This is a genomic window from Streptomyces litmocidini, assembly GCF_014649755.1.
GTDB classification, from domain to species: domain Bacteria; phylum Actinomycetota; class Actinomycetes; order Streptomycetales; family Streptomycetaceae; genus Streptomyces; species Streptomyces litmocidini.
In genome coordinates, this window is the sequence record NZ_BMTQ01000023.1 from 41,026 (window position 1) to 56,239 (window position 15,214).

Sequence of the window (15,214 nt, forward strand, 5' to 3'; positions counted from 1 at the left end):
GGGTCGCGACGACCAGCGGCTTGAACGCGTTCAAGAAAAGTCCTACGCTCGACTCGCCAGTTGAACACGTTCAAGTGGGGGTGGCGTCGCATGACCGCGCCTCCGGTCCCCTTCCGGCCCTTCCGCACCCGTCCCGAACGGAGCTTCCGGCATGACCCGCCTCACCCACGACCTCTCCCGCCCCGCCCCGCGCCGCCCGGGCCTCACCTACCGCGAGGTCGGCGCCACCCGCACCCCCGAGGCGCTCCCCGCCGGCTACCACCACCTGCGGCACAGCACGGTCGTCGGCCACGGCAGGGCCGCCTTCGAGACCGCCGGGGCGGCCGTCACCACCTGGCGGATGCACCGCGCCTCCGGGGCGCGCGTCCGCGCCGACGCCGACCGCGCCGGGCCCGGCGTCCACCTGGTGGTGTCGCTGGGCGCCGGCCCGCTCCGGATCGGCGTCCCCTGCTCGGTGATCTGGACGGCGTACGAGGAGAACCGCACCGGCTTCGCCTACGGCACCCTGAGCGGGCACGCCGAGTGCGGCGAGGAGTCCTTCGTCGTCGAGCTGGAGCCGGACGGCACGGTCCGCTTCACGGTCACCGCCTTCAGCCGGCCCGCCACCTGGTACACCCGGCTCGCCGGGCCCGTGGTCCCGCGGCTCCAGCACGCGTACGCCCGCCTGCTCGGCCGGACCCTCCGGCGCCTCGTCAGGGCGTGACGCCGGGCCGATACTGGAGGGGATGGAGTGGTTCACCGCGCCCGACCACTGGCTGAGCCGGATCGTCTTCCAGCGGGGCCTCGCCGGGCTGTACTGCGTGGCGTTCCTGTCGGCAGCCCTCCAGTTCCGGGCGCTGATCGGGGAGCGCGGAATGCTCCCCGTACCGGAGTACGTGCGCCGGACCCGGCCGCGCCACACCCCCTCCCTCTTCCACTGGCGCTACTCCGACCGGCTCTTCGCGGCCGTCTCCTGGTCCGGCGCCGCCCTCGCGCTCGCGCTCGTCGCGGGCGCGGGGGACGCCGTGCCGCTGCCGGTCTCGATGCTCCTGTGGTTGGTGCTCTGGGGGCTCTACCTGTCGATCGTGAACGTGGGGCAGACCTGGTACTCCTTCGGCTGGGAGTCCCTGCTGCTGGAGACCGGGTTCCTCGCGGTCCTCCTCGGCAACGACGACACGGGCCCGCCGGTCCTCGTCCTGTTCCTGCTGCGCTGGCTGCTCTTCCGCGTCGAGTTCGGCGCCGGACTCATCAAGATCCGGGGCGACCCCTGCTGGCGGAACCTGACCTGCCTCTACCACCACCACGAGACCCAGCCGATGCCCGGCCCGCTGAGCTGGTTCTTCCACCACCTGCCCCGTCCGCTGCACCGGGTCGAGGTCGCCGCCAACCACGTCGTCCAGCTGATCGTGCCGTTCCTGCTCTTCACCCCGCAGCCAGTGGCCACGATCGCGGCCGGCCTCATGGTGGCCACCCAGCTCTGGCTGGTGCTCTCCGGCAACTTCGCCTGGCTGAACTGGATCACGATCGTGCTCGCCCTGTCGGCCGTGGACGCCTCCCCGCTCACCGGCGCGCACCCCCGGCCGGACCCGCCGCTCTGGTACGTGGTCGTGGTGGTCGCGGCGACCGCCTTCGTCCTGGTCCGCAGCTACGGCCCGGCGCGCAACCTGCTCTCCCGGCGCCAGGCGATGAACCGCTCGTACGATCCGTACCACCTGGTCAACAGCTACGGCGCGTTCGGCACCGTCGGCCGGGTCCGGGACGAGATCGTCGTCGAGGGCACCGACGACCCGGAGCCGCACCCGGGCTCGGTGTGGCGCGAGTACGGCTTCAAGGGCAAGCCGGGCGATCCCCGCCGGCTGCCCCGGCAGTTCGCCCCGTACCACCTGCGGCTCGACTGGCTGATGTGGTTCGCCGCGCTCTCCCCCGGGTACGCGCGCGCGTGGTTCGGGCCGTTCGTCGAGCGGCTGCTCGACAACGACCGGGACACCCTGCGGCTGCTCGCCCACAACCCCTTCCCGGACGCCCCGCCGGCCTTCGTCCGCGCCCGGCTGTACCGCTACCGCTACACGACCTGGCGGGAACTCCGGACCACCGGGGCCTGGTGGCACCGGACGCTGGTGCGGGAGTACCTGCCGCCGACCCGGCTGCGGGCGCCCACGGGCACGTCCCGCTGAACGCACCGGTGCCCCCGGCCGGGAACGGCCGGGGGCACCCGGGGTGAAGCGGGGGATCAGTCGATGCCGGGCAGGATGTGGGGCTCGGCGAGGTCCTCCTCGTAGCCCGCGAGTCGGATCGGGGCCGCGTGGGCCCACACGTCGAGGCTTCCCAGCTCGCCGTTCCGGCGCGGCCGGTCGTTGCGTTCGGCCGGTCGCGGTTCCTGCTTCGTCAGTTCGGGTGTCACCGCGCACTCCTTTGTGTCGCGTACCTGTGGGACAAGTGCCGGTCGGTCGCGGTGGCGCCGTTCGTGGCGGGACCGCGGCCTTGGTGGCAGGCCTGTCCCGGGAAGGCCGTGAGGACGGTGTGTGTCCTCGGTGGCCGACCGTGGGCATCAGACTAACCAAATGAGCGCCCCCGCGCTCTACCGGGCTCCAAAGTGTGACGCAATCGGGTGAAGCAAGACGGAAAAGCGCCCCATCAGGCCGATGGGGCGCTCTTGCCGAGACCGTGGAGCCGTCCGTGGGGAGCGGCGTCCGGACCGCCGTCCGCGGGAACGGCCTTCGGACCGCCGCCCGCGGGGAACGGCGTCCGGGCGGTCTACCAGTTGGCGGGGGCGTAGTCCTTCAGGAAGCAGCCGTAGAGGTCCTCGCCCGCCTCGCCGCGCACGACGGGGTCGTACACCCGCGCCGCGCCGTCGACGAGGTCGAGCGGGGCGTGGAAACCGGCCTCGGCGAGGCGCAGCTTGTCGAAGTGGGGGCGCTCGTCGGTGATCCAGCCGGTGTCGACCGAGGTCATGAGGATGCCGTCGGTCTCGAACATCTCCTGGCCGCTGGTCCGCGTCACCATGTTCATCGCGGCCTTCGCGGCATTGGTGTTCGGGTGGCCGGCGCCCTTGTAGCCACGGCTGAAGACGCCCTCCATCGCCGACACGTTCACCACGTAGGAACGGCCGCTGGCCGCCTTCTTCGCCGCCTCGGCCATCACCGGACGCAGCTTGCTGATCAGGATGAACGGCGCCGTGTAGTTGCACAGCTGCGTCTCGAGGAGCTCCACCGGGGAGATCTGCTCGATGCTCTGCACCCAGGTGTTGGACTCGACGACGTCCGGCACGAGGCCGCCCGCGTCGATGGCGGTGCCGTCGAGGTGCCGGGCGATGCTGGCGTTGCCCGCGACCAGCGCGAGGTCGGCGACCTGCTGCGCCTCCAGGTCCCGCACGCCGGCGGGGAGCTCGGACGAGCCGACGAGCTCGCCGACCGCGCCCGAGTTGAAGGCGCCGATGACGTGGTGGGCGGGCAGCTCGCCGGCGGGCAGCGGGGCCGCCTCGCCGTCGACGAGGGCGGCGTAGGCGGAGGGCAGCCGGCGCACGGTCTGCGTCGCGTTGTTGATGAGGATGTCGAGCGGGCCGGCCTCGGTCATCCGGTCGGCGAGCGCGACGGCCTGCGCGGGGTCGCGCAGGTCGATGCCGACGACCTCCAGGCGGTGCATCCAGTCCGCGGAGTCCTCCATCGCCTTGAAGCGGCGGATGGCGTCCTTGGGGAAGCGGGTGGTGATGGTGGTGTGGGCGCCGTCGCGCAGCAGCCGCAGCGCGATGTACATGCCGATCTTGGCCCGGCCGCCGGTGAGCAGCGCGCGCTTGCCGGTGAGGTCGGCACTGGCGTCCCGCTTGGCCCGGTTCAGCGCCGCGCACGGCTGGCAGAGCTGGTGGTAGAAGTAGTCGACCTCGACGTACCGCGTCTTGCAGACGTAGCAGGAGCGCGGCCGCTGGAGTATCCCCGCGATCCGCCCCTCCTCGGTGACCGAGGAGGGCAGGAGGCCCTCGGTCTCGTCGTCGATGCGCTGGGCGGAGCCGGTGGCCGTGGCCTCGGTGACCGCCTTGTCGTTCGCGGTCTTCGCGGCCCGGCGCTCCTGGCGGCGGCGCTGCTTCACGGTCCGGTAGATCCCGGCGGTGGCGCGCCGGACGGTGATCGCGTCCGGGTGGTCGACGTCGATCTTGTCGAGCTCGTCGAGGACGCTCAGGCAGACGGCCAGGCGCTCGGGGTCGATGCCCGGCCCGTAGTCCTGGTTTTCTTCGGTCACCGTCATGGCCTTCGGGTTCCTCGTTCGCTCGTACGTCGCCGCTCGTGGGCTTCAGAAGGCCCAACTTTACGGAGCGGGGGGCCGCGCCTCCAAACCCGTTCGGGGGGCGTGGTCGAAGACACAGTCGCCGCACAGCCCGCCGCCCGGGGCGCGGTAGTAGAGGCAGCAGCTGGTGCGCCGCAGCCGGGGGCCGCGAACCGTCCCGGCGAGGTCCGGGTGGTCCAGGAGGCCGGAGACCAGGACGGCGGCCCGCTCGGCCGCCTCCGGCCGTCCGTGGGCGCGCGCCCAGCGGGTCAGCTCGCGCAGGGCGCCGGCGAGGGCGGAGCCGGCGTTGCCCCACAGCAGGCGCGGGGAGACGTTCCCGTCGCGGCGCAGTGCCTCGTGGAGCGGGACGAGATGGGCCTCCTGGACGGCCGCGCGCAGCTCGGCCACGGTCGCGGGGCGGGTGGCGGAGCCGGCCCACCACAGGTCGTCGGGCGAGACCGCCGCCCCGTCCCAGAACAGTTCGGCGGGGTCGAGGGCCGGGAAGCGGCCGTGGAGCGCGGCGGGGCCGAGGGCGACGGACCAGAGGCGGGCGGCGAGTCCGAGGTGGGCGACGGAGGCGCCGACGCGCCGCTCGGGGACGCCGAGCCGGGTCGCGACGTGGTCCACGCGTACGGTGAGGGGGCCGTCCTCCCCCGCGTACAGCAGGGCGAGCGGGCGGTGCGCGCCGCCGGTCGCGGGGGCGGTGGTCCGCAGGGCGAAGAAACCGCCCGGCGACCCGCTGCCGCCGCTCGCGCCGAGTCCCATGCGCCCGCTCCCCGCCCCGAAGTCCTGTGGTCGGCCCCACCGTAGCTTCTCCGCCCCTCCCCCTTCTCCGGCCCCTTCTCCGAAGTCCTCCGAGACTCCCGCGGAGTCGCCGCGAGGGGACCGTAAAGGCCGCTTTGCACCCCTTCCGACCTGCACGGGCGTACACCCCGAGGCGTACGCGGGGGCCGTGTACCGCGTCGGCGGTACCCGCGAAGACGTCCCCTGGTACGACGACGCGGACGGCCGGGAAGAGAGATCGTGGAAGGTATGAGTCCCCTCATGCTGTCCGTCGCCCTGGCCCTGACCTCCGCGGTCGCCTACGCGGCCGCGGCGATCGTGCAGGAGCGCGTCGCGGCCTCCGCCGGAGGCCCGCGCTACGCGCCGCTGCGCAGCCCCGCCTGGTGGGTGTCCGTCGCGCTGAACGGCGTCGGCGCGACCCTGCACGTCGCCGCCCTGGCGTACGGGCCGCTCAGCCTGGTCCAGCCGCTGGGCGCCCTGACGATCGTCTTCGCGCTGCCCATGGCGGCCCTGTTCGTCGGCCGCCGGGCCGGGCGGCGGGCCTGGCGCGGCGCGCTGATGGCCACGGCGGGCCTCGCCGGACTGCTGGGCCTCACCAGCGGTGCCGAGGCCGGGTCCCTGTCCGACGGGGAACGCTGGCTGCTGGCCGGCGCCGCCTTCGGCGCGGTGGCCGTCCTGTTCACGGCCGCGCGTCTGGTGGGCCGGTCCGTGCTGCGCGGCGTCGTGCTCGCCGCGGCGGCGGGCGCCTCCTTCGGCATCGCCTCGGTCCTCACGAAGGCCGTGGCCGAGGAGTGGACCCCCCGGGCCCCGCTCGCCGAGTGGACGGGACTGCTCGTCCTCTCCGTGTTCGCGGTGACCGGCCTCCTGCTCTCCCAGGCCTCCTACCGGGGCGCAGGGCTCGCCGCCCCGCTGGCCACCGTCACGGTGGTGAACCCGGTGGTCGCGGCGGCGGTGGGCCTGACGCTGTTCGGCGAGGGCTTCCGGTACGGCACGGCGGGCACCGTCGCCGCGCTGCTCTGCGGCACGGTCGCGGCGGCCGGCCTCGTCCAGCTCACGCTGGACCGCACGGCGGTCGCACCGGAGTCACCGTCATCGGCGCCGGAGGCGCCGTCCGCGTCAGACGGAGACGCCCCGCGCCCTGAGGTACGCCAGGGGGTCGATGTCGGAGCCGTACCCGGGTCCCGTCCGGATCTCGAAGTGGAGGTGCGGTCCCGAGCTGTTGCCGGTCGACCCTGAGCGCGCGATGCGCTGGCCGGCGTGCACCCGCTGGCCCTCGCGGACGGCGAGGGCGGAGAGGTGCGCGTACTGGCTGTAGCGGCCGTCGTCGTGCCGCAGGACGATCTGGTAGCCGTACGCGCCGCCCCACCCGGCGGAGACGACCCGGCCGCCGGCCACGGCCTTGACGGAGGTGCCGGTGGGCACGGGGAAGTCGACCCCGGTGTGGTAGCCGCTGGACCAGGAGGAGCCGCGGGTGCCGTACCGGGTGCCGATGTCCGCGGAGACGGGCGCGGAGTAGCGGTGTTCGGCCGGCCGGGAAGCGGGCTCGGGCCGAGGGCTCGGCTTGTGAACCGGCTTGGTGCTCGGCTTCGAGGTGTGCTGGGCGTGCGGCTTGGGACTCGGCCTGGTGGGCGGCTTGGCCGCGGGCTTCGGGGCCGGCTTGGCGGACGGCCTCGCGGAGGGGCGGGCGCCGGGCCCGGCCAGGGGCTTCTCGGGGAGCGCCGCCTTGGGTGCGGCGGCCTTGGGGGGCGTGGCCCCGGACGCCGCGGTCCTGGCCGCCTCGGGGGGCGTGGCCTTGACCGGTCGGGCGGCCCTGGGGGGCGGGTCGGCCTTCTCCGCCTTCCTGGGGGCGGTGATGCGCAGGGTCAGGCGCTGGCCCGGGTGGATGAGGTCGGGGTCGTCTCCGACGACGGACCGGTTGGCCTCGTACAGCCGCTGCCAGCCGCCCTTGACGTGCTCGTCGCGGGCGATCTCCGACAGGGAGTCGCCGGGCGTCACGGTGTACATCTCGCGCACGGTGGGCACGGTGGTCGGGCTCGCGCGGTGCGCCGCCTGCTCGGGTAAGACGCGCTGCCCCGGCAGGGACGCCGCGCGGACCGCGTTGCCGTGACCGGCCGGCTCGGCCTTCGTGGCGCGCAGGGCGGCGACGTCCGGCGACTCCCCGCCGCGGGCGAGCCCCGCCCGGGGGCCGCAGGCCGGCCACGCCCCCGGCCCCTGGCCCTTCAGGACGCGTTCGGCGATCGCGATCTGCTGGTCCTTGGAGGCGAGGTCGGCACGCGGCGCGTAGTGCGTGCCGCCGTACCGCTCCCAGGTGGACTGGCTGAACTGGAGGCCGCCGAAGTAGCCGTTGCCCGTGTTGACGTGCCAGCTGGAGGAGGACTCGCAGGACGCGACCTTCTCCCAGACGTCGAGCGAGGCGGCGTGCGCGGCGCCCGCTCCGATCAGCGGGAGCGCCATGCCGGCGCCTCCCGCCGTGACGGTGAGCGAGGCACGGTTGATCCGGCTCGGCTGGTGGCGGCGGTGACGTCCGCGTACGGCCATGGGCCCCCCTTGAACACAGCAGCAGCCGTCCAAGTTAGGGGTGGCGCACGCTCCGTGACAAGGGTCGCGCGGAAGCCCGCTTCTCTTCTGTCACCTCCGCGCCGACTCCGGCCACCCGCCGGCGGGCCCGGGTTCGGGCCGGGGTTCGGGGTCCGGTACGGGTCCGCCCGGCTGGGGGGCCGGCGGCGGCGCGGGATCCGGCGGGGCCGGCACCGGGTTCGGCGGCGGCACCGGCGGCGGCGAGGGAACCGGGGGCGGGATCGGCGACGGGGGCAGCGGATCGGGGGCGGGGTGGGTCATCACGGACCTCTCGGTCGACGGGTCTCCCTTGCGCGGGGTCTCCTTCACGGGAGCCCCCCTCCCCAGGGTGGCCCCGCCGCCGCGCCCGCGCCCGCCGGATCCCGCCCTCCGGGTCACCCGGACCCCGGTGGAGGGGCCGGGTGACCGGGCGGTCTCAGACCTGGGCGGGCACGGCGTGCGGGGGGCGCACCGTGTCGCTGCCGGGAACGGGAGCGGACGCGTCGCCTCCCAGCTCCACGATCCGGTTGTCGCCGTCGACGTGCACGACCCGCGGCACGAAGGCGCGCGCCTCCGCGTCCTCCATCTGCCCGTAGCTGATGAGGATCACCAGGTCCCCGGGGTGGACGAGGTGGGCGGCGGCGCCGTTGATCCCGATGACGCCGGAGCCGCGCTCGCCCTCGATGACATAGGTCTCGAGACGGGCCCCGTTGTCGATGTCGACGATGTGGACCAGCTCACCGGGCAGCAGATCGGCCGCTTCCATCAGCTCCGCGTCGACGGTGACCGAGCCGACGTAGTGCAGGTCGGCCTGGGTCACGGTGGCGCGGTGGATCTTGGACTTGAACATTGTCCGGAACATGAAGAAACTCCCGATATGTCTGCTCCCTGCCTGCTTCTCGCAGGTCAAGGGCGGTCTTCGGAGCGTACAGCCATTCGCATGTCCGGTCAGCTGTCCCCAGGTGTCGCAGAGCTCACGCCGACCAGTGGCTGACTTTTCCGACGCGCCATCAGGCCAGGTCGGACCCTCCTGAACAGTCGGGCCCTCCTGAACATCCGGTGGCGAGTGGTTCCCGCCCGGTTCCATGAATGCCGTGACACGTGCTCCGGGCTTCACCGAGGAAGACCTGCGCCGGCTCGCCCCACTCTGCGGACCCCGCCCCGAACGGTCACACCCACCTCTTGATCGCCAGGGAGCCGGAGGCGGCGGCCGACACACCGTGCCCCCTCACGTCGCCCACCACCAGAGCGACTCGGCCGTCGGACAGGCTGATCACGTCGTACCCGTCTCCGCCGACCTCGGTGATCCGACTGCCGGGTACGTACCGGTGGGCCACGGCCACGTACGGGCTGGTCGTCGGCGCGCTGGGCAACAACGCCCGCTGCAGGGTGAGGGCGATGTCCTGGACGCGGCCGTACAGACGGGCGTCGTCCAGGCAGATCGCAGCCCGTGAGGCGAGCTCACCGGCCAGGCTGACATCGTCCCGGGTGAAGGCCGGCCGGCCCGTGGACCGGCCGAACATGGCGATTCCCTGGACCGTGCCCCTGTCGATGAGCGGGGCGACGAGGACGCAGGCAGTCCGCTCTCGGCGAAGAGCCGGGAGCGTGACTCGATGAGGACGGTCCGGGCCAGGAACTCCTCGTTCACCACGGCGGAGACGGCGCGACCGGTCCTCAGCGTGTCGTGGATGACGGAGCCGGGCGGGTACCGCACCGTCTCCACCCCGCTCACGAGTTCGATGGCCGGAGGGGGCGGGATCGTCCCGGAGGCGATCCTGCGGGTGAACAGCGGTCGCGCCGGGTCGAAGTCCTCCACCTCGTCCATCCACTCCACGACTTCGACCACGGCGCCGTCGCAGAAGTCCGGCACGGAGGCGTCCACCAGCTCCCGGGCGGTGACGTTCACGTCCAGGGCGGTCCCGATGCGAGTGGAGGCCCCGTCCAGCAGAGCCAGCCGTCGACGGCTGGCGGTGGCTTCCAGGACGGCCCGTTCCCGGTCGGTCACGTCCAGCATCAGCCCGCCCACTCCGGGGCGCGAGCCGACCGCCCGGCCCAGGGGGGGGAGAAACCCACCGACCGCACCTGATCACGGTCCGGATGCCCCCGCGGACGCATGCCCACCGGGGTCCCCACGACCGGTGCTCCGCCCAGGGCGACGCCGCGGAGCATGCGCCGGTACTCGCCACCGTCGGACATGATCATGATTTCGTCCATGCGCCGCCCGAGGCGGGCCTCGATCGGCAGACCGTCCATGTCGGCGAGCGCCTGGTTGAGGCGGACGTACCGGAGGTCCTGATCGAGCATGACCAGACCGATGGGGCACGTCTCGAAGAGGGCGTCGAGGAAGGCGAGGTCGGTCTTGACCCGATCGAGCTCGTCACTGCGGCTCGCCGGGACCATCACCACCGAAGGTCCGCCGGATCCGGTCACGGAGAAGGCCCGGAAGCCGCAGTCGAAGACGGTGCGGTAGCGATGCCGGACCGGCAGCCGCCCCTCTCCGGTGACCCCGGGCCCGGCCTCGCTCGGTCGGCCGGGAGCACGGATCGGGGGCGCCCGGGGGCCCGTCGGCGAAGAGAACGGTGCCGGGCTTCGACAGGACGGCGGTGGCGTCACATCCGAAGAGGTCCCGCGCGCCGGGCCCCCAGCGACAGACGAGGTCCCCGTCATCGAGGCCGAAGACGGCCACGGGCACGTGCTCCAGCAGCGCCCCCGGCTCGGACCGGAACGGGCCGTGGGTCTCCTCGCCCCCCGGCCGAGCCGATGGCACGAGATGTCCCCTTCCACTCGCCGTTCCGTCCCTTGTCCGGACGCCACGGGCATTCCGCGGCACGAAGTGCGCCGTGGCGGGGGCCAAGCCGGGAGAAACGCCCCCGGCCGCCGGTGGCCGGCCCGGCGCAGCAGGGCGGAAACGGCGGCCGGCACGTCGTGGCGCTCGTCCCGTCCACCCCTCCGCTTCCCTGAACCGGCATGACTTCCTGCACAGCGTGTGGGCGTGGGGGATCCACATCAGCGCGGCGGCCCGGATCGCCGGCTCGGCGACCGTCGCTCCCCGCTGCCGACGGCCCGTGGAGGTTGGAAAATAAGGTATGAGCGACCTACTTGGACAAGTCCGACGTCGGCTGCTCGGCTCGACCCCGAGCTCTTCCTCTCCCCCTCGGCGTCCCCGCTCAGGAAGCCGCCAGGAGCGTCAGGAGCACGCCCGGCCCCCCGAGGGAAGGGCACGGCGGCCGCAGCGCCTGTCCTCCCTTCTGAGCGTGCGCAGCGTGGCCGGCGAGGTGTTCCTCCTGCAGCTGGCCGTCGTGGTGCTGCTCGTCGCCGCCGCGGTGGCGGCGCTCGTGGTGCAAGCCCGGAGCGCCGGCATGGTGGACGCCCGGCACCGTACGCTCGCCGCCGCCGGAACGTTCGCGGAATCTCCGGGAATCGTCGCGGCCCTCCGCAGCCCCCATCCGAGCGCAGCGCTGCAGCCGAGCGCCGAGGCGGCCCGGAAGATCGCCGGGGTCGACGGCATCAACGTGTACGCGCTCTCCGGGGTCACCCTCGCCCACAGCGACCCGCGACAGATCGGGAAGCACGTCGTCGGCCCGTTCTCCAAGGCGGCGGCCGGCCAGTCCTTCACCGAGACCTTCGAAGGGTCCCTGGGACAGTCCGTGGTGTCGGTGGTCCCCGTCAAGGACTCCGACGGCCGCGTCATCGCCGTCGTCTCCTCCCCGGTCACGGTCCAGAACGTGCAGAGCATGGTGAACCGGCAGCTGCCGGTCGTCCTCGGCAGTGCGGCCGCAGTGCTCGCCCTGTCCGCGGGCGGAACCGCTCTGGTGAGCCGTCGGCTGCTGCGCCGGACCCATGGCCTGGGACCGGCCGAGATGACGAGGATGTACGAGCACCACGACGCGGTGCTGCACGCGGTGCGAGAGGGCGTGCTGATCATCGGCGGCGGCGGACGGCTGCTGCTGGCCAATGACGAGGCGCGGCGGCTGCTGCACCTGCCCGTGGACGCGGAAGGCCTCCCCGTCACGGACCTGGGTCTCGAGGAGGGAATCGCCGAGCCGATCGCATCGGGCCGTTCCGCGACCGACGAGCTGCACATGGCAACCGATCGGCTGCTGTCGGTGAACGCCCGGCCCACCGCCCCCTACGGGCAGGCCGGGACCGTCGTCACGCTGCGGGACACCACCGAACTGCGGGCACTCTCCGGCAGGGCCGAGGTGGCCCGCGAGCGGCTGAAGCTGCTCTACGACGCGGGAGTGCGGGTGGGAACGACGCTGAACGTCGAGCGCACCGCGGAGGAACTGGCGGAGGTGGCGGTCCCGCGGTTCGCCGACGTGGTCACGGTCGACCTGCTGGACCCGGTGCTGCGCGGCGAGGAGCCGACCGAAGCGAGCACCGAGATGCGCCGCACCGCCGCCGTCGGCCTTCAGGGCGACCACCCGCTCTACCCCGTCGGCGAGCTGATCCGGTTCGTTCCCACCAGCCCCATGGCGGTTGGGCTGGCCGGCGGCCGTGCGGTCCTGGAGGCGGACCTGCGCACCACCCACCGCTGGCGGACCCAGGACCCGGCCAACGCCCTGCGGATCCTGGACCGCGGCATCCACTCCTTGATCACCGTGCCCCTGCGGGCCCGGGGCACGGTGCTGGGGATGGCCGGCTACTGGCGGGGGCAGGACTCCCCGCCGTTCGACGAGGAGGACGTGTCCTTCGCCGAGGAGCTGACCGCCCGGGCGGCACTGGCCGTCGACAATGCCCGCCGCTACACCCGCGAGCACACCATGGCCGTCACCCTGCAGCGCAGCCTGCTGCCCCGGGGCGTACCGGAGCAGTCCGCCGTCGAGGTCGCGCACCGCTATCTGGCCGCTCAGGCCGGTGTGGGTGGTGACTGGTTCGATGTCATCCCGCTGCCCGGCACCCGGGTGGCCCTGGTGGTCGGCGACGTCGTCGGCCACGGTCTCCACGCGGCCGCCACCATGGGCCGCCTGCGCACCGCCGTGTACAACTTCTCCACCCTCGACCTGCCTCCGGACGAACTCCTGAGCCACCTGGACGAGCTGGTCGCCCACATCGACACCGACGAGCAGGAGTGGCAGGGGATCACCGGAGCCACCTGCCTGTACGCCATCTACGATCCCGTCTCGGGGCAGGTGACGGCCGCCACCGCCGGGCATCCGGGCCCCGCTCTGGTCCACCCCGACGGAACCGTGTCCTTGCCCGAGGTGCCGATCTCCCCGCCGCTGGGCCTGGGCGAGGGCCTGCCCATGGAGACCATGACGGTCACCCTGCCCGAAGGCTCCCGGCTGGCGCTCTTCACCGACGGGCTGACCGAGAGCCGCGACCGCGATCCGGACGCGGGCCTGGCAGCGCTGCGCGCCGCCCTGGCCGGGCCCGCCCGCACCCCGGAGGAAACCTGCACCGCGGTGATCGACGCGATGCTGCCCACCAGGCCCAGCGACGACGTCGCGCTGCTGGTGGCCCGCACCCGCCGACTGGACCCCGCGCGGATCGCCGAGTGGGACGTGCGGCCCGACCCTGCGGCGGTGTCCCCGGTGCGCAACGCCTGCGCCCGCCGGCTGGCGGACTGGGGCCTGGAGGAGATCGCCTTCACCACGGAACTCATCCTCAGCGAGCTGATGACCAACGCCATCCGCTACGGCACCGAGCCCATCCGGGTGAGGCTGCTGTACGACCGCAGCCTGATCTGCGAGGTCTCCGACGGGTCCAGCACCTCCCCGCACCTGCGCCGGGCCGAGGCCACCGACGAGGGCGGTCGCGGCCTGTTCCTCGTCGCGCAGTTCGCCGAGCGCTGGGGCACCCGCTACACCGCCCGCGGCAAGATCATCTGGAGCGAGCAGGCCCTCCTCGACGGGGCCGCACCGCCCGCGATGGATCTCGGGGAGGCGCTCCTGGCCGGGTGGGACGACGAGGGGTTCTGAGAACGCGCCGGTACGGCAGCCGCAGGGAAGGCAGCGGACACCACCGTCTGGGACTGCGCTGCCGAGGCCGCCGAACGTACGCTGGCCTCGATCAGTACGCGACCGCCCGTTATGGAGCCTTTGTGCCCACACCTCGTCTCCCGACAGCCTTCGTCGCCGCCTGCCTGGTCCTCGCGGCGCCCCTCGGCGCCTGCGGGGACAAGCCCGGCACCGCGCCCAGAGCACCCGCGGTGGCCACCTCCGCCGCGGACGCCGGCGGCATGGCAGCACTGACCACAGCGGCGGAGAAAGAGGGCTCGCTCCACACGATCGCGCTCCCGAGCGACTGGGCCGGCTACGGCGCGGTGATCGACGGCTTCGAGAAGAAGTACGGGATCAAGGTCATGGTGGAGAACCCGGAAGGCACCAGCCAGGACGAGATCGACGCCCTGAAGGAGCACAGGGACGGAGGCCGCGCCCCCGATGTGATCGACGTGGGGGACTCGTTCGCGCAGTCCGCGGCACGGCAGGGCCTGCTCGCTCCGTACAAGGTCGCCGCGTACGACGAGATCCCCGAGGAACAGAAGGACGACCGGGCCCGCTGGTACAACAACTACGGCGGTTACATCTCGATCGGCTGTGACGCCAAGCGCGTCAAGACCTGCCCCGCGACCTTCGCCGACCTGCGCAAGCCCGAGTACGAGGGCAAGGTCGCGCTCAACGGCGACCCCACCCATTCCGGGTCCGCCTTCGCCGCGGTCTACGCGGCGGCCCTGGCGAACGGGGGTTCCTTCGACGACATCCAGCCCGGCATCGACTTCTTCGCCGAGCTCAGCAAGAACGGCAACTTCATCCCGGTCGAATCCACCCCGGCCACGATCGCGAAGGGCCAGACCCCGATCAGCATCGACTGGGACTTCCTCAACCTCGGATACGCCGACGAGTTCCGCGAGAACGGCACGGACGTCGACTGGCGGACCGCCATCCCCTTCGACGGCAGCTTCGCCCAGTACTACGCGAACGGGGTGAACAAAGACGCTCCGCACCCCGCGGCGGCACGTCTGTGGCAGGAGTACGTCTTCAGCCCGGAGGGCCAGAACCTCCGGCTCGGCACCTATGCACGCCCCGTCCTCATGGACGCCATGGAGAAGGACGGCACCCTCGACAAGACCGCCGCGGAGAAACTGCCGACGGTCGAGGGCACGCCGACGTTTCCGACGGAGGCGCAGACGGAGAAGGCACGAGAGGCCGTCAACCGCGGCTGGGCCGAGGCCGTCTCGAGCTGAGGGCCAAGAGCGCTCCTGGCCGGGCGTGCACCCGCCCGCCCGGGCCTCGCACCGGTGGCCACGGAACTCGCGGCCGCTGTCCGGCCCGGCTACAGGCCGTGCTCACCGTTTGACGATCAGATCGAGGAGCTCGGCGAGCCGGTCCCTGACCGCCTCACGGCGGTGAAGGGCGTCCGGTGTCGGCTCAGCGCTCGGCCGCACACCCCGGTCCGCGGAGGCACAGAGCATGCGCAGCGTGCGCGGGCAGTCGGTGAGGTGCGCGGGAACCGGGGTCGTGATGCGGATGAGCTCACCCGCCCCTGCGACATCAGCGAGAACATCATGGGCGTCGGCCTCAAGGCCGCTTCCTGGTTTCACCCGAGACCTCGCCCGCGACGGCTCCCCGGTGGCCTCCGTACGTCAGCGACCGCGAACACCGTCCGCCGGCCACGCCGGTGGAACAGCCCTCCACCC

Annotated in this window: 12 protein-coding genes; 5 read left to right on the top strand and 7 right to left on the bottom strand. The window is 73.1% G+C overall.

Annotated features, from left to right (window positions below; all coding sequences use genetic code 11):
* Window positions 1-151: 151 nt before the first annotated feature.
* Together IE180_RS32970 and IE180_RS32975 are read left to right on the top strand one after the other, a co-directional pair.
* On the top strand, window positions 152-703 hold the full coding sequence (locus tag IE180_RS32970) for a DUF1990 domain-containing protein (RefSeq protein ID WP_190160618.1): 552 nt from the start codon (window positions 152-154) through the stop codon (window positions 701-703).
* 22 nt (window positions 704-725) lie between these two features.
* Window positions 726-2,153: a lipase maturation factor family protein gene (locus IE180_RS32975; RefSeq protein WP_190160619.1), complete on the top strand. Its 1,428-nt coding sequence runs from the start codon at window positions 726-728 to the stop codon at window positions 2,151-2,153.
* Between the two features lie 56 nt (window positions 2,154-2,209).
* Here IE180_RS32975 and IE180_RS32980 read toward each other — a convergent pair whose 3' ends face one another.
* The 3 genes from IE180_RS32980 to IE180_RS32990 form a co-directional block, all read right to left on the bottom strand.
* On the bottom strand, window positions 2,210-2,380 hold the full coding sequence (locus IE180_RS32980; protein WP_185094709.1) for a hypothetical protein: 171 nt from the start codon (window positions 2,378-2,380) through the stop codon (window positions 2,210-2,212).
* 353 nt (window positions 2,381-2,733) lie between these two features.
* Window positions 2,734-4,218 carry an SDR family NAD(P)-dependent oxidoreductase gene (locus IE180_RS32985; protein ID WP_190160620.1) on the bottom strand — a complete coding sequence of 495 codons (1,485 nt, stop codon included), beginning with the start codon at window positions 4,216-4,218 and terminating at the stop codon, window positions 2,734-2,736.
* A gap of 60 nt (window positions 4,219-4,278) precedes the next feature.
* Window positions 4,279-5,001, bottom strand: coding sequence for a (2Fe-2S)-binding protein (locus IE180_RS32990; protein WP_190160621.1), 723 nt, complete (start codon window positions 4,999-5,001; stop codon window positions 4,279-4,281).
* A 267-nt stretch (window positions 5,002-5,268) separates the two neighbouring features.
* Between IE180_RS32990 and IE180_RS32995 the strand changes: the two genes are divergently transcribed.
* Complete coding sequence (locus IE180_RS32995; protein WP_190160622.1) at window positions 5,269-6,255, top strand: DMT family transporter; 987 nt, start codon at window positions 5,269-5,271, stop codon at window positions 6,253-6,255.
* On the opposite strand, the gene IE180_RS33000 is transcribed toward IE180_RS32995, so the two are convergent.
* From IE180_RS33000 to IE180_RS36905, 4 genes are all read right to left on the bottom strand, one after another.
* Window positions 6,136-7,557, bottom strand: coding sequence for a peptidoglycan DD-metalloendopeptidase family protein (locus IE180_RS33000; protein WP_190160623.1), 1,422 nt, complete (start codon window positions 7,555-7,557; stop codon window positions 6,136-6,138). The two genes, IE180_RS32995 and IE180_RS33000, sit on opposite strands and share 120 nt — an antisense overlap.
* A 454-nt stretch (window positions 7,558-8,011) precedes the next feature.
* Entirely contained in the window at window positions 8,012-8,437 is a 426-nt protein-coding gene (gene panD, locus IE180_RS33005; RefSeq protein WP_190160624.1) for an aspartate 1-decarboxylase, read from the bottom strand.
* Window positions 8,438-8,744: 307 nt separating this feature from the next.
* Window positions 8,745-9,665: a PP2C family protein-serine/threonine phosphatase gene (locus tag IE180_RS36900; RefSeq protein WP_308434458.1), complete on the bottom strand. Its 921-nt coding sequence runs from the start codon at window positions 9,663-9,665 to the stop codon at window positions 8,745-8,747.
* The gene (locus IE180_RS36905; protein ID WP_229861153.1) at window positions 9,589-9,975 is read right to left on the bottom strand and encodes a PAS domain-containing protein; all 387 of its coding nucleotides are present in this window, start codon (window positions 9,973-9,975) and stop codon (window positions 9,589-9,591) included. Before IE180_RS36905 ends, IE180_RS36900 begins: the two co-directional genes overlap by 77 nt.
* Window positions 9,976-10,829: 854 nt before the next feature.
* On the opposite strand from IE180_RS36905, the gene IE180_RS33015 reads away from it, so the two are divergent.
* Entirely contained in the window at window positions 10,830-13,496 is a 2,667-nt protein-coding gene (locus IE180_RS33015) for a SpoIIE family protein phosphatase (RefSeq protein ID WP_190160625.1), read from the top strand.
* 122 nt (window positions 13,497-13,618) lie between these two features.
* Window positions 13,619-14,761 (top strand): ABC transporter substrate-binding protein, encoded by a 1,143-nt coding sequence (locus IE180_RS33020; RefSeq protein WP_373302849.1) that lies wholly within the window; start codon window positions 13,619-13,621, stop codon window positions 14,759-14,761.
* The last annotated feature ends 453 nt before the right edge of the window (window positions 14,762-15,214 follow it).